Below are 20,717 nucleotides of genomic sequence, written 5' to 3' on the forward strand. Positions count from 1 at the left end.
TCGCCGTTCCCTCCTCGGCCGCGCTCGCGTGGACCCCGGTACCGGATCCTCAGATCGCCATGCCGTAGATGATGGTGAACAGGGTGCCCAGCGAGCCGATGATGAAGATCCCGGTCAGTCCTGCGACGATCAGGCCCTTGCCCTGCTCGGCGCTGAAGCTGTCCCGCATGGCGGTCGAACCGATCCGCTGCTTGGCGGCGCCCCAGATCGCGATCGCCATGCAGATCAGGATCGCCAGCGCCATGATCACCTGGATCATCGTTCTGGCCTCGTCGCCCACCGCCGCGAACGGACCCCAGTTGGGCGCGATTCCGCCGATGATGTCGTTGATGTCCTCTTCTTCCGCCCCTAGGAGCATGCGAACTCACCACCTCACTGGCTCTCTTGTCGCCTCCTCATCGGATTGTGCCACGCCCCGCTGACGTTGGGCTCCCGCTCGGTGACGGCCGTTCGTCGCCGCGTGTGGTCGGGGGTGGCCAACGGCCGCACGGGGTAACGGACATCACGCGTCGTGTCGGCACCTTGGCCGGATCTCCACCCGTGGGCACGGAAGTTGGCGCGAAGTACATCGGCCGGGTGTGGATGTGGTGAGGTTCTCGACGGGCGATCAGCCGGGAGCCGGGCGTGACGCGGCGACCCGTGGCACCATCGAACGGGCCGACGAGCGCGGCTCGCTGGAAGACCGTCGGCGGAACGAAGGGGCGGGCGATGCGTCGGGTCGTGCTGGGGGCCGGGATCGGCTTCGGAGTGCTGATGGCGTTCGTCGGCTTCCTCATCTTCGCCGTCTACGCCGCCTCCTCGGGGTTCCTCGGCGGCGCCGGGCGCCCCGGCGGCGGTGGCCGCCTCGCGGCGAACACCGTGCCGCCCGAGTACGAGAAGCTGGTCGAGGAGTGGGGCAACCACTGCCCCACCCTCTCGCCGGCGATCCTCGCCGCCCAGCTCGGCCAGGAGAGCGGCTGGCAGCCGGACGTGGAGAGCCACGCGGCGGCGCAGGGCATCGCGCAGTTCATCCCCGGCACCTGGGCCACCCACGGCATGGACGCCAACGGCGACGGCGTGGCCGACGTCTGGGACCCGCAGGACGCCATTCCCTCCGCCGCCTCCTACGACTGCGCCCTGGCCGGCTACGTGGAGGACGTGCCGGGCGACCCCGTGGACAACATGCTCGCCGCCTACAACGCCGGCCCCTACGCCGTGATCCGCTACGGCGGCGTCCCTCCGTACGAGGAGACGCAGAACTACGTGCGGATCATCCGCGCCGCCGAGCAGGGTTACGCGGCGCCGCCCGAGGAGGAGGACGAGGAGGACCGGCGGCTGCCCCCGCTCGAACAGGCCGCCGGCGCGGTGAACTTCGCGCAGGAGCACCTCGGCACCCCCTATCTGTGGGGCGGCGACGGCACCCCGGAGGACGGCGGCAGGTTCGACTGCTCGGGTCTGTCCAAGGCGGCCTACGCCTCCGTGGGGATCGAGCTGCCCCGCGTCGCCAACGACCAGTGGACCTCGGGGCCGCACCCCTCGCGCGACGAACTCCTCCCCGGCGACCTCGTGTTCTTCGGCACCGATCTCTCCGACCCGCGCAGCATCGACCACGTGGGCATCTACGTCGGCGGCGGTTACATGATCAACGCCCCCTACACCGGCGCCGAGATCCGCTTCGACCCGATCGACAGGGCCAGCTACTTCGGCGCGACGCGCCCCGTCGCCAGCTGACGCCCGTGTCCCCGTTCGTCCCCCCGGTCCCGCCCCCGGCGCCGCCTTCGTCACCGCGCGTTCTTCTCTGGCCACGCGGGCGGGGACGGACCGTGGCACGGCGTTGCTGTTCGATAACGCTGTGCCCGGCATTCGATGGTGTTCGGCACTCCGGGGGAGATGAAGGGCGTTACCTGTACCGGTACAGGGGCTCCTGCTCCCCGCCCGCCCGGGCGGGGTCCCCCACTGCACGAAGGGGCCACGCGGCACATGGCTGAACGCGACGACCCGGACTTCGAACTCGACGTCCTCTACGAGGTGAACGGCCTTGCCGAGCGGTTGCCCGGCTGGGGGCGCTCACTGGTGAACCTCGTCGGTGAGACGGGCCTTCCGCTGGCGCTGCTGGCGCTGGTGGTGGTCGCCTGGGGGCTGGTGCGCCGCCGCCCGGACGCGCCGCAGGCGGTGCCGGGCTGTCTGTGGGCGCTGCTGGCCGCGGGGTTGACCTGGCTGGCGAACGCGCCGATCCGCGAGTTCGTCGCACGACCGCGTCCGGTGGAGAACCATCCGGATCTGACCGTTCTCCTTGAGGGTAAGGACGGTTACGCGTTTGTCAGCGATCACGCGGGGGTCGCGATGGCGATCGCCGTGGCGCTCTTCCTGGTGCACAGGACGCTCGGCCTGGTCGCGTTCGCGCTGGCGCTGGCGCAGGGCGTCGCGCGGGTGGTGATGGGGGTGCACTATCCGACGGACGTGGTCGGCGGCTACGCGCTGGGCATGGCGGTCGCGCTGCTGCTGGCGCCGCTGGCCACGGCGGTGCTCACGCCGCTGGTGCGGGTGGCGGCCGGGTCCAGGTGGTTCGGTTGGCTCTCCCGTCCGGGCGACACCACCGCCGGCCGGGCGGCGGGTCGCCCCGCGGCCGAGCCGGACGAGAGCGGGCTGGCGGCCTGAGGGGCTACGCCCCCGCCGCGTGGGTGCGGGCCTCGTTCCTGGCCAGCGGCCGCGATCTGCGGGCCGGGGCGGCCCAGCCGCAGCTACAGCGGGCGAGCAGGAACGGTCCGCGTTCGAGCAGCTCCACGCGGTGGTCGGACGTCGCGTCGGGTGGGGCGGTCAGCGGCTCGGGGACAGGGCCCATGCGGCGTTCCACGCGGTCGTCCACCCCACCACCGTAACGGCCGGGACCGGACCTCGTTAGCCGGTAGTCGGAAAGCGGTGAGCGAACGGTCGGACGCGTGCGGCGGTGCCGGGGGTGCCAGAGGGCATGGTGGTGAGGCGGCGGACGGCCGCGCGTGGCTGGGGCGGTCTGCTCGTCCTGGTGCTGGCGTTGGGCGGGTGCTCGGGCACCGGCTCGGCCGCGCCCGACGCGCGGGGGGCGGGCGACCCGCTGGGGACGGTGCGGCAGTCGGCCGACCTGCTGGCGGAGTCCGGCAGCTCGCGGGCCCGCACCGCGATGCGGATGGCCTCCGGCGGCACGGAGGTCACCATCAGGGGCGAGGGCGTCTTCGACTACGCCAGGGGCCTCGGCGAGCTGCGGGTGACGCTGCCGCCGGGTCCCGACGACGAGGGGTCGGGGCCGGAGCCCGTCACCGAGGTCTTCGCCCCTGGTGAACTCTTCATGAAGAACCGCGGCGCCGGGGTCCCGCCCGACAAGTGGGTGCGGGTCGAGGTCGTCGGCGTCCCCGACGGCAACCTGGTGACCGGCGGCGCCACCGACCCGATGACCGCGTTCGCCCTGCTGCGCGGCGCGCGCAGCGCCGACGACCTCGGGGAGACCCGTCTCGGCGGCGAGCCGGTGCGCCACTACCGGGGCGTGACCGACATCGCCGCCGCGGCGGAGGCGGCCGGGCCCGGACCCGCGAGGGAGCAGTTGGCGGCGGCGGTCGACGGGTTCGCCAGGACCGAGGTGCCGTTCGACGCCTATCTCGACGAGGCGGGCGCGCCCCGCGGGGTGCGCCACCGCTTCAGCCTGGCCCAGGGGGTGCGCGTCGTCGAGGTGACCTCCACGGTGACGCTCTTCGGCTTCGGCGTGCCCGTGGAGGTGGCTCTGCCGGAGCCGGCGGAGGTCTACTGGGGCGCCGTGGCCTGAGGGCCGGCCGCCCCCGGGAGCGCGCCGTTCAGGTCCGCAGCAGCCGGGCGATGGCGGCCGTCGCCTCCTCGACCTTGGCGTCGCTCTCCGGCCCGCCCTCCCGGGCGGCGTGGGCGACGCAGTGCCGCAGGTGCTCCTCCAGCAGTTGGAGCGCGAAGGACTGGAGCGCCTTGGTGGAGGCGGAGACCTGCGTCAGTATGTCGATGCAGTAGACGTCCTCCTCGACCATCCGCTGGAGCCCCCGGACCTGGCCCTCGATGCGGCGCAGCCGCTTGAGGTGGGCGTCCTTGTCCTTGCTGTAGCCGTGCCGGCCATGCCGCCCGTGCTCCTCGACCGGGGCGGACGCGCCCTCGTCACCGGTCGCGCCGGGCTCGGCCGCCCTCTGGGTCGTGGTCATATCGCCGCCTTCTGCTCATATACCCCTGACGGGTATAGCGTAACGAATCGGTCCGCCAACCGGGCAGTATCGTGCACCCGGCCGGCAACCTGGCCGCCTGGTTCGATTCATTTGCTATTCACTTTCGACCGTAGGTCGATTCACCTGATCAACCTACTTTCAGGTGAGAACGGTAACCGGAAGGAATCGACGACAGTGAAGCTTTCGCGCACCAGGGGGCGGCGGGCACTGGGCCTGGGTGCCGCGCTCGCGGCGGGCGCCCTGGTCCTCACTGCCTGCGGCACCGACGACAACTCCGGGCTGCCCGGGGCGGTCGACTTCACGGTGGACGACCTCGACTGCGGACCCGGCGGCACGCTGCTCGCCTCCGGATCGAGCGCCCAGGCCAACGCCATGGAGGTCTGGGTGAACACCTACCAGGCCAACTGCGAGGGCAGCCAGATCAACTACAAGGCGACCGGCTCGGGCGCCGGCGTGCAGGAGTTCCTCCAGGGGACCACCGCCTTCGCCGGCTCCGACTCGCTGCTCTCCCCGGCCGAGGTGGAGGAGTCGCGCCGGGTCTGCCGCGACGGCGGGCGCGCGATCCATCTGCCGATGGCCGCCGGCCCCATCGCGCTGGGGTACAACGTGCCAGGCGTGCCCGACCTGGCGCTGGACGCCTCCACCCTGGCGCGGATCTTCGACTCGGCGATCACCCGCTGGGACGACCCGGCCATCGCCGCGCTCAACCCCGGCGTCGACCTGCCGGACCTGGCGATCACCCCGTTCCACCGCTCCGACGGCTCGGGCACCACCGAGAACCTGACGACGTACCTGCACGAGTCGGCCCCCGAGGACTGGCCCCACGAGCCCGACAAGGCGTGGCGCGGCCGGGGCGGCCAGTCGGCCGACGGCTCGTCCGGGCTGGTCGGGATGGTGCAGCAGAACGAGGGCGCCATCGCCTACTTCGAGTTGTCCTACGCGCACCAGAACGGCCTGGACACCGTCAACGTCGACACCGGCGCCGACGAGCCGGTCGAGGCCACCGTGGACAACTCGTCCAACGCGATCGGCCAGGCCGAGGTGGTCGGCGAGGACGGGGACCTGGCGCTCGAACTGGACTACGCGACCCGGGAGGAGGGCGTCTACCCCATCGTGCTGGTCACCTATGAGATCGTCTGCGACGGCGGCAACGACCCCGCCACCCTCGACCTGACCAGGGCGTTCCTCGACTACACCGCCGGCGAGGAAGGCCAGCGGGCGCTGGCCGAGATCGACTACGCGCCGATCTCCGACGACATCATCGAACAGGTGCGGAACCGCGTCGAGGCGATGGACTAGGGCCAGACATGACCGTGAACGACACCAAGACGCCCGACCCCGCCCCCGCCGCCGGGGCCCGGGGCCAGAGCACCACGCGCCTCGGCGACCGGGTGTTCAGCAACCTCTCCAAGGGCTCCGGCATCGCGCTGCTGGTGATCATGGCCGCGATCGCGGTCTTCCTCGCCATCCGCGCCGTGGTCGCCATCCGGGCCAACGAGGGCAACTTCCTCACCACGTTCGCCTGGGACGCCAACGCCGACCCGCCGTACTTCGGGATCGCGGTGCTGCTCTTCGGCACCGTCGTCTCCTCGGTGATCGCCATGGTGATCGCGGTGCCGGTCGCGGTCGGGATCGCGCTCTTCCTCTCCCACTACGCGCCGCGCCGGCTGGCCACCCCCATCGGCTACCTGGTCGACCTGCTGGCGGCCGTGCCCAGCATCATCTACGGCCTGTGGGGCGCCCTCTACCTGGTGCCCCGGCTGACCGGCACCTACGACTGGCTGGACGACGTCCTCGGCTGGACCGGCGTCTTCGCCTACGACGGCAGCCCCGCGCGTTCGCTGATGACCGTCGGCGTCCTGCTGGCCGTGATGATCCTGCCGATCATCACCTCCGTCACCCGCGAGGTCTTCCAGCAGACGCCCAAGGCCCACCAGGAGGCGGCGCTCGCGCTGGGCGCCACCCGCTGGGAGGTGATCCGGGTGACCGTGCTGCCGTTCGGCAGGTCCGGGGTGATCAGCGCCTCGATGCTCGGCCTCGGCCGGGCCCTCGGCGAGACCATGGCGGTCGCCACCGTCCTCTCGCCGAGCTTCCTGATCAACGCCAGCGTGCTGGAGTCCGGCGGCGGGACGTTCGCGCAGAACATCGCCAGCCAGTTCAAGGAGGCCGGCTCCATGGGCCGGGACGCCCTGATCGCCTCCGGCCTGGTGCTCTTCCTGCTGACCCTGCTGGTGAACGGCGCGGCCCGGCTGATCATCGCCCGCCGCAAGGAGTACTCGGGGGCCAACGCATGAGCCAGACCGGTCAGACCACCGTGAAGTCCGCCCCGACGGCCGCCGACGTCCGGCCCAAGACGCTGCGTCCGCCCCGGCTGCCGCGCTGGTCGCTGGCCGCGCTGCTGCTGGGGTCCGCCGCCGTCGGCGTGGCCGTCGGCCTGCTCGGCGGGCTGGAGAGCCGGGCGCAGTGGGGCCTGATCGCCGCGATCGTCTTCGTGGTGGCCCGCTTCGCGCTGACCTCCGCCGTCGAGGGTCGGCGGCAGGCCGTCGACCGGCTGGCCTCGACGCTGGTGTGGGCGAGCTTCGTGGTGGCGCTGCTGCCGCTGGCCTCGCTGCTGTGGGAGACGGTCTCGCGCGGCGGGCCAGGCGTCGACTGGTACTTCCTGACCCACTCCATGAACGGGGTGCTCAGCTGGCAGGACGGCGGCGGGATCTACCACGCGCTGCTCGGCACCGTCCAACAGGTCGCGCTCGCCTCGGTGCTGGCGATCCCGGTGGGGCTGCTGACCGCCGTCTACCTCGTGGAGTACGGCCGGGGCCGGCTGGCGAAGGCGATCACCTTCTTCGTCGACGTGATGACCGGCATCCCCTCGATCGTCGCCGGGCTCTTCGTCCTCAGCCTGTGGATCATGATGCTGGACCTCGGCTACTCCGGCTTCGCGGGCGCGCTGGCGCTGTCCATCCTGATGATGCCGATCGTGGTCCGTTCCACCGAGGAGATGCTGAAGCTGGTCCCCGGCGAGCTGCGCGAGGCGTCGCTGGCGCTCGGCATCCCGAAGTGGCGCACCATCCTCAAGGTGGTGCTGCCGACCGCCATCGGCGGGATCACCACCGGTGTGATGCTGGCCCTGGCCCGCATCGCCGGCGAGACCGCGCCGATCATCCTGCTGGTGTTCGGCAACAACATGATCAACGCCAACGTCTTCGAGGGCGCCCAGTCCTCGCTGCCGCTCTACGTCTACGAGCAGTGGGCCTACGGCACCGAGGCCGCCTATGACCGGGCCTGGGCCGCGGCGCTGGTGCTGATCGCCCTGGTGATGATTCTCAACCTGGTCGCCCGCGGCATCGCCCGCTGGAAGGCCCCCAAGACCGGCCGTTAGGAGAGGTGCCACCCATCATGGCCAAGCGCATCGATGTCAGCGGACTGACCGCGTACTACGGCGCCCACAAGGCGATCGAGGACATCACCATGCACGTCGAGCCGGGCGCGGTGACCGCGTTCATCGGCCCGTCCGGCTGCGGCAAGTCGACGTTTCTGCGCACCCTCAACCGGATGCACGAGGTGACCCCCGGCGGCCGGGTGGAGGGCCGGGTGCTGCTGGACAACGAGGACCTGTACGGTCCCGGCGTCGACCCGGTGTCGGTGCGGCGCACGATCGGGATGGTCTTCCAGCGGCCGAACCCGTTCCCCACCATGTCGATCTACGACAACGTCGCCGCCGGTATCCGGCTCAACGGGGGCGCGCGGCGCAAGTCCGAGATGGACGAGCTGGTGGAGCGGAACCTCAGGGGCGCCAACCTGTGGAACGAGGTCAAGGACCGGCTCTCGCGGCCCGGTTCCGGGCTCTCCGGCGGCCAGCAGCAGCGGCTGTGCATCGCGCGGGCCACGGCGGTCGAGCCGGACGTGCTGCTGATGGACGAGCCGTGCTCGGCCCTTGACCCGGTCTCGACGCTGGCGATCGAGGACCTGATCGACAAGCTGAAGTCCGAGTACACCATCGTGATCGTCACCCACAACATGCAGCAGGCGGCGCGGGTCTCCGACCGCACCGCGTTCTTCAACCTGGCGGCGATCGGCCAGCCGGGCAAGCTGATCGAGATCGACGACACGCAGAAGATCTTCTCCAACCCGTCCGTCCAGGCCACCGAGGACTACATCTCGGGCCGCTTCGGCTGACGGCCCGCGTTCCCCTCCGAGGGGGAGGGGAACGCGGCCCGCGCATCGCCTACCTGGTGAGGTAGGCGTCGAGGATGGTCTGTTCCAGGGCGTTGCCCCGGCCGTCCTCGATCTCGGCGTGCAGGGAGACGCTGCCGCCCGCCTCCGGGCTGGGGATCCGGGCGACGCCGTCGACGACCTCGACGTCCTGCCAGCTCTCGCCGCGGTCGGTGGAGTAGGTCAGGACGAGCGCGTCGGCGTTGTCGGCCGCCGCGCCCTCCACGGTGACCGGCACGTCCAGCGTCTCACCGGCCGGGGTGGTGCTGTCCAGCGCCAGCTCGGGGGCGAAGCGGACGGCGCTGAAGGGGAGTTCGGTCGGCTCCTCGGTCGCCGCGGAGGTGAAGGTGTACGCGGCGCTGACCTCGGTGGAGACGGCCGCGACCGGCGCGCTCCTGGACACGGTGGTCTCCAGCCGGTACTCGGCCTCCTCGGCGGGCAGCGTGAACTCCGTCTCCTCGAACGGGCTCTCCGCCGTGGCGAACTCCTCGCCGTCGCGGTAGAGCGTGGTGGAGCCCGCGTCGTACTCGCTCCAGGCGCCGTTGCCGCCGCCGTCGGTGAACGGCCCCGCGGTGCCGTAGAGCAGCTCACCCTCGCGGAAGAGTCCGGTACCGCCGTCGGCCGAGGGCCCGTGGACGCCCACGTTGAACGTGACGTCGTGGGTCTCGCCCGCCTCGTACGCGGTGTAGCCGTCGGTGTAGCCGAAGACCGCGAAGGGGACCTCCTCGGTGTCCTGGGTGAAGTCCATCGCCCAGCCGGTGCCGGCCCGGACGTGGAGGTCGACGGTCAGCGGCAGCGCGACGATCGGGGAGGACACCCAGCCGGACGCCTCGGGGTAGACGAACAGTGAGCCGGTGGTGTCCGGTACCGAGGAGCCGACGGACGTCCGCAGCAGCGCGGTCTCGTCCAGCGCCAGGTGCTCGGTCAGCCCGGTGGGGAACTCGCCCGGGAGGGTCGTGGCGTCCGCGTAGCGGGCGTTCTCCTCGGTGTTCAGCCAGTTGGCGTCGGCGGTGCCGAGGAACGCGTCGGGGTTGTCCGGCGTGTCGAGCGCGCCGGTGTGGAAGCCCTGGGCGAGGCCGCCCGCGGACCAGCCGTAGGAGAGGGTCGTCTCGCCGGACTCCGGGTCGAGCAGGTTGAAGCCGACGTTCAGGTCGTTCTCCCCGGCGGCCTCGTCCTCGACCGTCCACTCGACGGGCGCGGCGACGGAGGCGTCGGCGTCGACCGTCGTGGCCTCGGAGACCTGGACCTCGGGCTCCACCAGCCAGTCGAGGCCGACCAGTTCCTCGGCCTCCTCGTCGATGAGGTAGTGGCCCACCTCGACCAGGTACTCACCCTCGGGCACCCGCGCGGTCGCGGTGCCCTCGGAGCCGAGCAGCCGGTAGGAGTCGAAGGTGGCCGTGTCGATGACGGTCGCGTCGAACTCCGCGGACGGGTTCCCCTCGCGGTCGGTGCCCTCGACGGTGAGGTCGAACAGCTCCTCCTCGCGCTCCACGGCGCCGACCGCGGTGACGGTGGTGTCGTCGCCGGTGGCGGTGACGGTGAGGGTGTGGGCGCCGAACGCCTCGCCGGCGGAGGTGGCGGCCGTGACCTCGACGGTCGCCGTGGAGCCGGCCGGGACGGTCACCTCCTCGGCGCTCAGCGAGAACAGGCCCTCGGGCGCCGGGGCGCCCTCGGGGTCGGTGCCCTCGGCGGTCAGTTCCAGGGTGACGTCGGCGTCACCGAGGTTGCGGTAGGTCAGCTCCCGCGTGACCGGCTCGGCGTCCTCGTGCGGGAACTCCACCCGGCCGAAGTTGAGGCCGGCGCCCTCGGTGATGACCTGCTGCGCCAGGGCGGCGGGCACGTCGACGCGGCCGGTGCCCTGCTGGAACGGGGTGTAGCCGTCGGCGCCGATCGCCGAGCCGGCGAGGACCGCCTTCAGCTGCTCGCCGGTGAGGTCCGGGTCGGCCTGCGCCAGCAGCGCGGCGGCGCCCGCGACATGGGGCGTGGCCATCGAGGTGCCGGAGATCGCGACATGGGTGTCGTCGACCGGGGTGCCGTACTCCCAGATCGCCGCGCCCTCGGCGCCGGCGGCGGCGATGTCCACGCCGGGCGCGGTCACGTCCGGCTTGACGCCGCCGTCGCGCAGCCGGGGCCCGATGGAGGAGAAGTCCGCCAGCGCGTCGTCGTCGTCCACCGCGCCGACGGTCAGCGCGGACTCGGCGGTGCCGGGGGAGCCGATGCTGGCCTCGAAGGGGCCCGAGTTGCCGGCGGCGATCACGAAGAGGGAGTCGCTCTCGGCGGAGAGGTTGTCGACGGCCTCCTCCATCGGGTCGACCTCGTCGAGCGCCGGGCCGCCGAGGCTCATGGAGACGATGTCGGCGCCCTCGCCGACGGCCCATTCCATGCCCTCGATGATGTCGGACTCCCAGCCGCTGCCGCCGTCGTCCAGCACCTTGCCGTTGAGCAGCGAGGCGCCGGGCGCCACCCCGTTGTACGGGTCGCCGGTGCCGGCGACGGTCGAGGCGACGTGGGTGCCGTGGCCGTCGCGGTCGCTGGCGGAGTCCGAGTCGGAGAAGTTCTGCTCCGCGATCACCCGGTCCGCCCCGAGGTCGGGGTGGTCGGCGGCGATGCCGGTGTCCAGGACGGCGACGGTGACGCCGGTGCCGTCGAAGCCGGCCTCCCAGGCGTCGGGGGCGCCGATCTGCGGAACGCTGACGTCGAGGGACTTGGTCACCACGCCGTCCAGCGCGACCGACTCGACGGCCGGGACCGTGGAGAGCGTGGCCGCGCCGTCGGCGCGCTCGGTCAGCGCGCCCCACAGCGCGGCGGCGTCGGTGGCGTCGGCGACCGACAGCGCCTCGCCGTTGACGGAGGCCAGGGTGGCCCCGACCTCGGGGGCGGCGTCGGCGAACAGCTCGTTCGCACTCCTGTCCCCGGAGTAGCTGACGATCAGCCGCAGCGCGTCCGACTGGTCACGCGCCGCGCCGAGGGCGGTGATGTCGAAGAGGCGCCGGTCGAGCTTCCCCTCGTGGATCAACGGCAGCACGTCGGCCGGCAGCACCTGGACGCTGTCGCCGACGCGCGCGGTGCGCACCGGTATGGACTCCCGGCCCTCGGCCGGTATCAGCCCGGCGACCTCGCCGTCGTGGCCGAGGACCACCTGGTCGCCGGTGATCAACGTGAGGCGTTCGCCCCCGGCCTGCTTCTCGGTGACGGTGGGCACCTCGCCCGCGCGCGAGGTCTCTGCCTGGGCGGTGGTCGTGAGGCCCGCGGTGACGGCGAGCGCGACGGCCGTGGCGGTCGCGGCGGTGGTGACCCGGAACCCGGTCCGCCGGCCGGCCGCGCGGCCGCCCTCCCTGCCTTGACGAAATCTCAAATCTACCCCTGACAACAGTAGTTGGCGGGAGAAACAGCTCCTCCCCGACTCCGATCATTGGCGAGAGGGAGAGCCGGAGGCCATGCCTCTGAGGGTGGGAAGCGTGTGGGGGCTGTGACCGATTCGTGACCATGGCGATGCGTGGGCGTTTTCTGGACGGTCGCGTATGGTTTCTCAGCCGCCGCCCCGGCCCTCTCCCCGGCGCTCAGCCGACGGCGAGGTGCACCAGCCAGTAGCAGAGCGCCGCCACCCCGCCCGCGGCCGGCATGGTGATGAACCAGCCCCGCACGATGGACCCCGCCACTCCCCAGCGCACCGCGCTGACCCGCCGGGTCGCGCCCACGCCCATGATCGCGGAGGTGATCACATGGGTCGTGGAGATCGGCGCGTGGAAGAAGTAGGACGCCGAGTAGAGCACCGAGGCCGCCGTCGTCTCGGCGGCGAAGCCGCGCGGCGGGTCCAGCTCGATGATCCGCCGGCCCAGCGTCCGCATGATCCGCCAGCCGCCGGCGTAGGTGCCCAGCGAGAGCATCAGCGCGCAGGAGATCTTCACCCAGACCGGGATGCCGTCGTCCTCGTCCTGGACGTCGGCGATCACCAGCGCCATCACCACGATGCCCATGGTCTTCTGCGCGTCCTGGAGCCCGTGGCCGAGCGCCATGCCCGCCGCCGAGACGGTCTGCGCCATCCGGAAGCCCCGCTGCGCGCGGTGCGGGTTGGCCCGCCGGAACGCCCACAGGATGCCGACCATCACCAGATAGCCGAGGACCAGGCCGATCAGCGGCGAGAGGAACATCGGCAGCACGATCTTGGTGAGCACCCCGTCCCAGTGCACCGTCGAACTGCCGGCCAGCGCCGCGCCGACCAGCCCGCCGAAGAGGGCGTGCGAGGACGACGAGGGCAGCCCGTAGTGCCAGGAAATCAGGTTCCAGGCGATGGCCCCGACCAGCGCCGCGAAGAGGATCACCATCCCCTGTCGGCCCGTCGGGGTCGCGATCAGCCCCTCGCTGACGGTCTTGGCCACGCCCGAGCCCAGAAAGGCGCCCGCCATGTTCATCACGGCGGCCATCCCCAGCGCGATCCTCGGGGTCAGCGCCCTGGTGGAGATGGAGGTGGCGATCGCGTTCGCGGAGTCGTGGAATCCGTTGGTGTAGGTGAAGAAGAGCGCGACGCCGATGACGACGACCAGTGCGAGGGTGTCCACGGTGGTTTCAGGACTCCTTGACCACGATGGTCTCCACCGTGTTGGCGACCGACTCGAAGGCGTCGGCCGCCTCTTCCAGCACGTCCACGATCTGCTTCAGCTTCATGACCTCGATGGCCTCGAAGCCGCCGTTGAACAACTGCGCGAGCAGCTTCCTGTGCACCTGGTCGGCCTGGTTCTCCAGGCGGTTGACCTCGATCCAGTACTCGTTGAGGTCGCGCATGTCGCGCAGCCTCGGCATCGCGGCGGCGGTCAGCTCCGCCGCCCTGCCCAGCACCTCTATCTGGCTCTCCACGCCCTTGGGCAGCTCGTCGATCTCGTAGAGGACCACGAGGTCGACCGCCTCCTCCATGAAGTCCATGATGTCGTCGAGGAGCGAGGCCAGCCGGTAGATGTCCTCCCGGTCGAACGGGGTGACGAACGAGGAGTTCAGCTCGTGGAAGATCGCGTGCGTGACGTCGTCCCCCGCGTGCTCGGCGGCGCGCATCCGCTCGCCGATCTCAACACGCGTAGCGGCGTCGGCGCCGAGCAGCTCCATGAGCAGTTTCGAGCCACTGAGCACGTTGTCGGCCGCGGTGGCGAACAGCTCGTAGAAGCTGGTCTCCTTCGGCTTCAGGCGAAAGCGCACGGCAGTTCCTCTGGCGTTCAGCGGCTGTTGTCCTGTTGATGCTAAGTGCAGGAACAAGCCACGGCTAACCCTCCCACGTCCCGCGCCGCCCGACGCCTCAGCGGCCGCCGTTGTACGGGCCGTAGGGGCCGTCGCTGCTGCTCCAGCCGCCGCGCCCGCCACCGCCGGTCACGGCGCGCAGCGCCGGGCGGACGTCGACGAGGTAGACGATGGTGGCGACGGTCGACACCAGCACCAGCAGCAGCCACGGGAAGACCAGCTGAACGGCGACCGCGCCGCCGAGGATCATCAGCCAGGTCGGCTTGGTCTGCTTGTCCGCCGCGCGGAACGCGTCCTCCCGCTGGAGGGCCGCGTGGATCAGCGCGTAGCCGCTCAGGATCAGCAGCCCGAGGAAGAGGTAGAACCACAGCGACAAAAACGTCTCGTAAAACATGCTCCGCCACCCACTGTGTCCGTTTGCGGCTGTTTGCCGATGGTTGCCTTCCACGCTACCGGCCGGGAGCCCCGGTCGGTAATGCCCAGGGTTCCCGGCCGTCGGCGCGGTATGCGCTCAGTCCTTGGGCGGCATCCGCTTGGGCGGCGCGGTGTTGGTCTTGCGGGTGCCGTTGGCCCGGCGCGGCTTGGCGGCCGTGGCCTTCTTCGCGGCGGGCTCGGCCGACGCCTCGGGCTTCTCGGTGGCGGTGGCCGCCGCCCTGGCTGCGGCCTCCGCCTCCTCGGTGACGCTGGCGGGCTCGGTGAACGGCTCGGCGCCCACCGGGTCGGCGCCCACCGGGTCGGTGACCGACGCGCGCTCCACCGTCACCTCGTCCCAGTCGCCCGCGCCCTCCTCCTCGGCGCGGCGGCGCTCGACCACGGTCTTGCCGCGCTCGGCGAGGCCGTCATAGGTCTCCCGCGCCTTGACCGCGTACTCAAGCGCCACTCCGACGCCGGTCAGCGCGGCGTGCTGGGCGCGCTCGCGGATCCGGGGCAGCTGCTCGGGCGCCTCGGCGCGCAGCCGCTCCAGGGTGGCGGGCAGCTCGCGCAGCTTCTGCGCGGCGAGATCGGCGGTGCCGGCCGCCACATAGAGCGGCGTGGACTCGGTCAGCGTCTTCCGCAGGTCGTCCGTGATGGCCATGGTGGTTTCCCCTCCCGTGGGTTCCCGTGGGTCTCCGGGATTCGGTGGTCAGTGGTCGTCGTGCGTGGCGTGCGTCTCGTGCGCGGCGTGCGCGTCGCCTGTGTGGCGCCTCTCGTCGCCGCGCGGGGTCCCGGGCGTCGGCGCCTCGTCCGCCGCCTCGTCCGCCGCCCCGCGCGGCTCGGTCGCGGCGGTCGCGGCGGTCTCGGCACGGAACGAGGTGTAGATCTGGATCAGGGCCGCCTTCTGCGGCTCGGTCAGTCCGGGGTCGGCGAGCACCGCCTCGCGCACCCCGGGGCCCGGGGTCGCGTCGGCCTCCTCCTGTACCCGCTCGTCGAGAAAGCCGGCCTGCACGTAGAGCGTCTCGGCGGAGATCCGCAGCGCCTTGGCGAGCTGCTGGAGGATCTCGGCGCTGGGCCTGCGCAGCCCGCGCTCGATCTGGCTGAGATAGGGGTTGGACACCCCCGCCGCGTCGGCGAGCTGCCGCAGGGACAGCTGCGCCTGCCGCCGCTGCTCCCGCAGGAACGCGCCCAGGTCTCCCACACCGAGTGAAGCCATGCGCTCCAGCGTGCACCAACGTGCTAGCTATTGCAAGCGTCCTGCTTGCGGCAGGCTATGGGGTGGCCGAGGGCACCTCAAGCACGAAGAACAAAAAGCACATCCTGGTCGACAGGTCGTGGAAGTCGTCGGGGTACAGCTCGCGGGCGGCCGGATCGGGCTGTGGCTCGCTGATGACGGCCAGACGGAAGCCGGCCGCGGTGAAGGCGTCGGTCATCGCGTGCAGTGGCCTGCGCCAGAAGGTCATCCGGGCCGGCCGCCCCAGCAGGTCGGTCCAGTCCTGGGCGTACTCGGTGGTCGCGTGGTAGTCGGGCCGGGGGTCCTGGTGGGCGTAGTCCACGAAGGGGTGCTGCACCGACGTGATCAGTCGGCCGCCTGGCCCGAGCACGCGCCGCGTCTCGGCCAGCGTCGGGCCCCAGTCCTCCAGGTAGTGCAGCACCAGCGACGCGAGGACGTCGTCGAACGCGCCGTCGGCGAACGGCAGCGGGTCGCCCAGGTCGGCCACCCGCAGGTCCGCGCCGGCACCCAGCCGCCGCCGCGCCAGCTCCACCATTTCGGCACTGGAGTCGAGGCCGGTGACGAGGGCGCCTCGGTCGCGCAGCGCGGCGAACAGCGGGCCGGAGCCGCAGCCGGCGTCGAGAATCCGGCGGCCGGCCACGTCCCCGGCGAGGGACAGCATCGCGGGCCGCTCGTAGTAGGCGTTCAGGAGGCTGGTCTCGTTGAGGGCCGAGTAGGTCTCGGCGAAGCTGTCGTAGTCGTTCACCCGGGCGGCGGGTGCGGACTGGGCGCGGTCCTCGGCGGCAGGCACGTCGCGGTCTCCGTCTCGTCGTCTCGGCGCAGCGCACGGGCGCTGTCTCGGTGCACTACGCCGGCCGGCGCGTCGCGGTTCCAGACGTCCTTGTCGCCGGCTTCCGGCGCGCGGGACGGGGCCGCGCCCGAGCGACCGCACGCCAGGTCCGACCGGTCCCGGCTTGACCCTCACGCGGCGTGAGGCGGGAGGGTCGGGGCCATGAGCGACCACTACGACGCGTTCGAGATCAGCCCCGTGCCCGCGCCGGGCCCTGAGGCGGTGCCGCCGGAGCCGTTCCGTGGCATCTACGGGATGCCCGCCTTCGCCACCGTGCCGACCGACGACCTGGCGGCCTCCGTCGACTTCTGGGTGCGCGGGCTCGGCTTCTTCGAGCTGTTCGGCATCCCCGGCACGCTGGTGCACCTGCGGCGCTGGGCGTTCCAGGACGTGCTGCTCGTCTCGGAGGCCGAGGCCCAGGAACGGCCGCCGGCGATGAGTCTGAGCTTCGCGTGTGTGCTGAGCCAGCTCGACGGCGTCGTCGCGGACTGCCGCGCGCTGCGCCCCGACTCCGTCGACGGCCCTCGGGACACCCCCTGGAACACCCGCGACATCACGGTGATCACCCCCGAGAACGCGCGGATCGTGCTCACCGCGGCGAAGCCCTTCGACCCGGCGAGCCAGGAGGCGCGGAACCTGGAGGCCATCGGGATCACCGGCCCCGGCACCCGCCCCGGCCGGGGCGACAATGGGGAACATGGCTGAAGCCGTCGACGCCGACGAGCCCTCGGACGCCGGAGGGTTCACCGTCGGACAGGTCTCCGCGCGTCTGGGCGTGACGGTCCGGGCGCTGCACCACTGGGACGAGATCGGACTCGCCCGGCCGTCGTCGCGCACGGCCGCCGGGTACCGGCTCTACGGCGCCGGCGACCTGGAACGCCTGCACCGCGTCGTGGTCTACCGCGAGCTCGGGCTCGACCTGGACGCGATCCGCGCCGTCCTGGACGACTCGACGGCGGACGTGCCGGGCGCGTTGCGCGCGCAGCGCGCGCAGGTGGACGAGCGGATCGAGCGCCTCCAGCGGCTCGGCACCGGGCTGGACCGGATGATCGAGGCCCACGAGCGCGGCCTGCTGCTGACCGTCGAGCAGCAGGCCGCGCTCTTCGGCCCCGACTGGGACCCACGGTGGCCGGCCCAGGCGCGGCGGCGCTACGGGGACACGGCGCAGTGGCGGCAGTACGTCGAGCGTGCGGCCTCGCGCGGGCCCGAGGAGTGGGGGGCCGTCGCCGACGCCGTCACCGCCCTCGACCGCGCGCTCGGCGAGGCGATGGACGCCGGTGTCGCTCCGGGCAGCGCGGAGGCCAACGCGCTCGCCGAGCGGCATCGCGAGGTCTTCGCCTCGTACTTCCCCCTCACCCGGGGGATGCAGGTCTGCCTGGGCCGCATGTACGCGTCCGACCCGGGGTTCGCGGCGCACTACGACGGCGTCCGGGTCGGCCTCGCGGCGTGGTTCCGCCGCGTGGTGGACGCCAACGCGCGGGCCCACGGGATCGATCCCGACACCGCGACCTGGAGCTAGGGCCGGGGGCCACGACACGGGGCACCAAGCCCGGGGGGCACCCGCACCGGGCGCCGCGTCCCGGGGCACCCACAAAAAAGTGGGTACTTGGCGTCGCCCGCCCCCGCCGTCAGGCTGGTGGGGGCGGCCGGGGCCGGGCCGTGCGGGTGAGGGCGGGCGGTGGCTTCAGTGGGCGGGCGCGGTGCCCGCCTCGACGAGCCGTTCCAGGCGGCGGTGGCCCCAGTCGGAGAGCGGTCCCAGGACCTCCGACAGCTCGCGGCCGAAGGCGGTCAGCGAGTACTCGGTGCGCAGCGGGAGTTCGTCGTAGACGCGTCGGTGCACCAGCCCGTCGGTCTCCATCTCGCGGAGCGCCGTGGTCAGCACCTTCTCGCTGACGCCTGGCAGCAGCCGGCGCAGTTCGCCGGGGCGGTGCGGGCCCGACTCCAGCTGCCAGAGCAGGGCGGTCTTCCACTTGCCGTCGATCACGGCGATCGCGGCGGTGACGCCGCACACCTCGGTGTCGTTGGCGCGGCTACGCGTCATCGATACCCCTTTTGTCCGTGTTTGTGTATGGGTCGTTACCCGTTGGGTCAAGGAAACAAGAAGGCGGAGCACCATGAACGAGTCCACCACCACCGCACAACAGCCCGCGACCGACCGGTCTTCCGTGACCGTGCTCGGGCTCGGGCCGATGGGCCGGGCGCTGGCCGGGGCGTTTCTCGCCGGGGGCCACCGGACCACCGTCTGGAACCGGACGCCGGGCCGCGAAGGCGCCCTGGTGGAACGCGGCGCGCTCGCCGCCGCCACTGCCGCCGAGGCGGTCGCGGCCAGCGAACTGACCGTGGTCTGCGTGGTCGACTACCGCGCCGTCGAGGGCGTGCTCGGCGGCGAGGGGGTGGCCGAGGCGCTGCGGGGGCGCACGGTGGTGAACCTGTCCAACGACATCCCGCAGCGCGTCCGCGCACTGGCGGCCTGGGCCGAGGAGCACGGCGTCGACTACCTCGACGGCGCGATCATGACGCCGACCTCCACCATCGGCACCCCCGACGCGGTCTATCTGCACAGCGGCCCCGAGGCGCTCTTCCGCCGGCACCTGCCGGTGCTGGAGGCGCTGGGCGCCGCCCACACCCATCTGGGTGAGGAGATCGGGCTGGCCGCCGCCTACGACATCGCGCTGCTCGACGTCTTCTACTCGGCGATGGGCGGCTTCGCCCACGCGCTGGCCGTCGCCGGTGCCGAGGGCATCGGCGCGCGGGAGTTGGCGCCGTTCGCCGACGGGATCGCGAGGATCCTGCCGCCGATCTTCGAGGAGCTGGCCGCCGAGGTCGACTCGGGCACGTTCAGCGGCGAAGAGAGCCCGCTGACCTCGGCGGCGTCGGCGGCCTCGCACATCGTCGAGGCGTCGGAGCACCACGGCATCGAGGCGGGGATCATGCGCGCCGTCCAGGGGTTGACCCACCGGGCGGTGGGGCTCGGCCACGGCCAGGACGGGTTCATCAGGATCACCGAACTGCTGCGACGCGGCTCGCGCGCCACCGCCTGACCGCCGGCGCGGCGAGCGCCCCGCAGCGGGCGAGGAGCACGGCGGCCGACGCGGCGGCGCCGGCCACCGTCCAGATCACCAACGCCGGCCAGACGTAGACGACTTGGCCGAAGGTGCCGCGCCGGCCCATGGCCAGCCCGCACAGCTCGGGCAGCCAGAACAGCAGCGCGAGGGGCACGAGCGGCCAGAGCAGCCCCGGCGCCGCGCGCCAGCGCGGGCCGTCCGCCGCGCGCCGCGCCCAGCGGCGCGCGCGCCGGACGCCCCACGCGCCCAGCCCCACGGCCCCGACCGTGAACGCCGCCAGCACCCAGTCGGCGGTGAGGGTGAACGGCCGGTGGTCGCCCGGCGCGCGCCCCTCGGCCAGATCGACCAGCCCGTCGGCCAGCGCGACGGCGTCGTCGCCCGAGATCATCCCGGTGTTGGTGGCCACGGCGATGCCGACGCCGTGTTCGGGCAGCAGGATCTGTATCGCGTTCTGGGTGAGCAACTGCCCGGTGTGTTGCAGCCGGAAGGGGCGCTCGCCCTCCGGGCTCACGCTCCACCCCATGGCGTACTCCCGCCCCTCGGGCGGGGTGTGCGCCAGCCGCGCCTCGGCCTCCGGCAGCACCCGGCGGCCGTCGGCCGAGACGCCGAGGGTGTGCTGCGCCACCAGCCAGTCACCCAGGTCGTCGGCGGTGGTGACCACCCCGAAGGCCCCGCCGGTGAACCAGCGCGGATGGTCCCGTTCGAAGAGCCGCCCGTAGGCGCGCACATGGCCGCGCGCGCCCTCCGGCATCTCGGTCGTGGAGTCGACGGCGACGCTGTCCCCCATCCCCAGCGGGCGGAGGACGGCGTCGGCCAGGTGGTCGGCGAACGGCTCCCCGCTGACCACCTCGACCAGCCGGGCGGCCACCGCGTAGTTCGTGTTGTGGTAGTGCCAGGCCGTGCCCGGGTCGTCCGCGAGGCGCGCGTCGCGCAGCGCGGCGACGGCCTCGGTGAGACTCTCCGGCTGGGGCAGCACCAGGTCCGGGTGGGCCGAGTCGGCCATGCCCGAGGTCTGGTTCAGCAGTTGGCGGACGGTGATCTCCTCGGCCCTGGGGTCGGCCATGGCGAACTCGGGGAGCTGTGCGGCCACCGGCTCGTCCAGCGCGATCCGCCCGTCCGCCGCCAGCCGGAGCACCGCCCAGGCCGTCATCGACTTGGAGAGCGAGGCGACGGGCACCGGGGTCCGCGCCGTCAGCGGCCGGCCCTCGGCGGTGCGGCCGTAACCGGCGGCCCGCACCACCCGTTCGCCGCTGGTCACCGCGACCACGGCGCCCGGCAGCCCGGTGTCGTCCAGATAGTCGCGCACATGGGCGTCGACGGAGGCGGCGTCCAGCGTGGGCCGCTCCTCGGCGGCCCGCGCCGCCCCGGGGGCCGCGCAGGTCAGCGCCAGCAGCGCGGCGGCGCCGGCCGCGAGCCGGAGCACCGCGCGGCGCCCGGCCGTTCCGGCGGTCCCGGGGGCGGTGCCCGCCCCGTTTCTCGTTGCGTCTTTCCACATGCCGCCAATCCCAGCCGGGCGCGCCGGGGCCGCGCACTGACCCGCGAGGGAGACA

22 protein-coding genes are annotated in these 20,717 nt (G+C 72.5%); 10 read left to right on the forward strand and 12 right to left on the reverse strand.

Annotated elements, in window-relative coordinates; all coding sequences use genetic code 11:
• Positions 1-49 precede the first annotated feature (49 nt).
• The gene (locus CRP51_RS25820; protein ID WP_097233754.1) at positions 50-358 is read right to left on the reverse strand and encodes a DUF8827 family protein; all 309 of its coding nucleotides are present in this window, start codon (positions 356-358) and stop codon (positions 50-52) included.
• A gap of 350 nt (positions 359-708) precedes the next feature.
• On the opposite strand from CRP51_RS25820, the gene CRP51_RS25825 reads away from it, so the two are divergent.
• Positions 709-1,710, forward strand: a complete 1,002-nt coding sequence (locus CRP51_RS25825) for a C40 family peptidase (RefSeq protein ID WP_097233755.1) — start codon at positions 709-711, stop codon at positions 1,708-1,710.
• A gap of 249 nt (positions 1,711-1,959) precedes the next feature.
• A complete protein-coding gene (locus tag CRP51_RS25830; protein ID WP_097233756.1) occupies positions 1,960-2,637 on the forward strand; it encodes a phosphatase PAP2 family protein in 678 nt (225 codons plus the stop codon).
• A 4-nt stretch (positions 2,638-2,641) separates the two neighbouring features.
• On the opposite strand, the gene CRP51_RS25835 is transcribed toward CRP51_RS25830, so the two are convergent.
• A complete protein-coding gene (locus CRP51_RS25835; protein ID WP_245880809.1) occupies positions 2,642-2,845 on the reverse strand; it encodes a hypothetical protein in 204 nt (67 codons plus the stop codon).
• Between the two features lie 102 nt (positions 2,846-2,947).
• On the opposite strand from CRP51_RS25835, the gene CRP51_RS25840 reads away from it, so the two are divergent.
• A complete protein-coding gene (locus CRP51_RS25840) occupies positions 2,948-3,772 on the forward strand; it encodes a hypothetical protein (RefSeq protein ID WP_097233757.1) in 825 nt (274 codons plus the stop codon).
• 28 nt (positions 3,773-3,800) lie between these two features.
• On the opposite strand, the gene CRP51_RS25845 is transcribed toward CRP51_RS25840, so the two are convergent.
• Positions 3,801-4,169 carry a metal-sensitive transcriptional regulator gene (locus tag CRP51_RS25845; RefSeq protein WP_097233793.1) on the reverse strand — a complete coding sequence of 123 codons (369 nt, stop codon included), beginning with the start codon at positions 4,167-4,169 and terminating at the stop codon, positions 3,801-3,803.
• A 195-nt stretch (positions 4,170-4,364) separates the two neighbouring features.
• On the opposite strand from CRP51_RS25845, the gene pstS reads away from it, so the two are divergent.
• Genes pstS through pstB form a run of 4 tightly spaced genes read left to right on the forward strand, consistent with a single transcriptional unit; the run spans position 4,365 to position 8,363 of the window.
• Positions 4,365-5,489 carry a phosphate ABC transporter substrate-binding protein PstS gene (gene pstS / locus CRP51_RS25850; RefSeq protein ID WP_245880810.1) on the forward strand — a complete coding sequence of 375 codons (1,125 nt, stop codon included), beginning with the start codon at positions 4,365-4,367 and terminating at the stop codon, positions 5,487-5,489.
• 8 nt (positions 5,490-5,497) lie between these two features.
• Complete coding sequence (gene pstC, locus CRP51_RS25855) at positions 5,498-6,484, forward strand: phosphate ABC transporter permease subunit PstC (protein WP_097233759.1); 987 nt, start codon at positions 5,498-5,500, stop codon at positions 6,482-6,484.
• Positions 6,481-7,566: a phosphate ABC transporter permease PstA gene (gene pstA, locus CRP51_RS25860; protein WP_097233760.1), complete on the forward strand. Its 1,086-nt coding sequence runs from the start codon at positions 6,481-6,483 to the stop codon at positions 7,564-7,566. The genes pstC and pstA overlap by 4 nt, the downstream gene beginning before the upstream one ends.
• Before the next feature lie 17 nt (positions 7,567-7,583).
• Positions 7,584-8,363 carry a phosphate ABC transporter ATP-binding protein PstB gene (pstB, locus tag CRP51_RS25865; protein ID WP_097233761.1) on the forward strand — a complete coding sequence of 260 codons (780 nt, stop codon included), beginning with the start codon at positions 7,584-7,586 and terminating at the stop codon, positions 8,361-8,363.
• A 49-nt stretch (positions 8,364-8,412) separates the two neighbouring features.
• On the opposite strand, the gene CRP51_RS25870 is transcribed toward pstB, so the two are convergent.
• The 7 genes from CRP51_RS25870 to CRP51_RS25900 form a co-directional block, all read right to left on the reverse strand.
• A complete protein-coding gene (locus CRP51_RS25870) occupies positions 8,413-11,754 on the reverse strand; it encodes a S8 family peptidase (protein ID WP_097233762.1) in 3,342 nt (1,113 codons plus the stop codon).
• A gap of 205 nt (positions 11,755-11,959) precedes the next feature.
• Complete coding sequence (locus CRP51_RS25875; protein ID WP_097233763.1) at positions 11,960-12,958, reverse strand: inorganic phosphate transporter; 999 nt, start codon at positions 12,956-12,958, stop codon at positions 11,960-11,962.
• A gap of 7 nt (positions 12,959-12,965) precedes the next feature.
• Positions 12,966-13,586 carry a DUF47 domain-containing protein gene (locus tag CRP51_RS25880; RefSeq protein ID WP_097233764.1) on the reverse strand — a complete coding sequence of 207 codons (621 nt, stop codon included), beginning with the start codon at positions 13,584-13,586 and terminating at the stop codon, positions 12,966-12,968.
• A 97-nt stretch (positions 13,587-13,683) separates the two neighbouring features.
• Positions 13,684-14,019: a DUF2516 family protein gene (locus CRP51_RS25885; protein ID WP_097233765.1), complete on the reverse strand. Its 336-nt coding sequence runs from the start codon at positions 14,017-14,019 to the stop codon at positions 13,684-13,686.
• Positions 14,020-14,136: 117 nt separating this feature from the next.
• Complete coding sequence (locus CRP51_RS25890) at positions 14,137-14,700, reverse strand: hypothetical protein (RefSeq protein WP_097233766.1); 564 nt, start codon at positions 14,698-14,700, stop codon at positions 14,137-14,139.
• Between the two features lie 48 nt (positions 14,701-14,748).
• Positions 14,749-15,255 (reverse strand): helix-turn-helix domain-containing protein, encoded by a 507-nt coding sequence (locus CRP51_RS25895; protein WP_097233767.1) that lies wholly within the window; start codon positions 15,253-15,255, stop codon positions 14,749-14,751.
• A 55-nt stretch (positions 15,256-15,310) separates the two neighbouring features.
• Positions 15,311-16,063 (reverse strand): class I SAM-dependent methyltransferase, encoded by a 753-nt coding sequence (locus tag CRP51_RS25900; RefSeq protein WP_097233768.1) that lies wholly within the window; start codon positions 16,061-16,063, stop codon positions 15,311-15,313.
• A 201-nt stretch (positions 16,064-16,264) separates the two neighbouring features.
• Between CRP51_RS25900 and CRP51_RS25905 the strand changes: the two genes are divergently transcribed.
• Together CRP51_RS25905 and CRP51_RS25910 are read left to right on the forward strand one after the other, a co-directional pair.
• The gene (locus CRP51_RS25905; RefSeq protein WP_097233769.1) at positions 16,265-16,807 is read left to right on the forward strand and encodes a VOC family protein; all 543 of its coding nucleotides are present in this window, start codon (positions 16,265-16,267) and stop codon (positions 16,805-16,807) included.
• Complete coding sequence (locus CRP51_RS25910; protein WP_097233770.1) at positions 16,800-17,621, forward strand: MerR family transcriptional regulator; 822 nt, start codon at positions 16,800-16,802, stop codon at positions 17,619-17,621. The genes CRP51_RS25905 and CRP51_RS25910 overlap by 8 nt, the downstream gene beginning before the upstream one ends.
• A gap of 165 nt (positions 17,622-17,786) precedes the next feature.
• Here the strand turns inward: CRP51_RS25910 and CRP51_RS25915 are convergent, their stop codons facing one another.
• The gene (locus CRP51_RS25915; protein ID WP_097233771.1) at positions 17,787-18,143 is read right to left on the reverse strand and encodes a winged helix-turn-helix transcriptional regulator; all 357 of its coding nucleotides are present in this window, start codon (positions 18,141-18,143) and stop codon (positions 17,787-17,789) included.
• A gap of 73 nt (positions 18,144-18,216) precedes the next feature.
• On the opposite strand from CRP51_RS25915, the gene CRP51_RS25920 reads away from it, so the two are divergent.
• A complete protein-coding gene (locus tag CRP51_RS25920; RefSeq protein ID WP_097233772.1) occupies positions 18,217-19,143 on the forward strand; it encodes an NAD(P)-dependent oxidoreductase in 927 nt (308 codons plus the stop codon).
• Here CRP51_RS25920 and CRP51_RS25925 read toward each other — a convergent pair.
• The gene (locus CRP51_RS25925; RefSeq protein ID WP_097233773.1) at positions 19,103-20,662 is read right to left on the reverse strand and encodes a serine hydrolase domain-containing protein; all 1,560 of its coding nucleotides are present in this window, start codon (positions 20,660-20,662) and stop codon (positions 19,103-19,105) included. The genes CRP51_RS25920 and CRP51_RS25925 overlap by 41 nt on opposite strands.
• Between the last annotated feature and the right edge of the window lie 55 nt (positions 20,663-20,717).

It is taken from the genome of Streptomyces zhaozhouensis (assembly GCF_900230195.1).
Lineage (GTDB): Bacteria > Actinomycetota > Actinomycetes > Streptomycetales > Streptomycetaceae > Streptomyces > Streptomyces zhaozhouensis.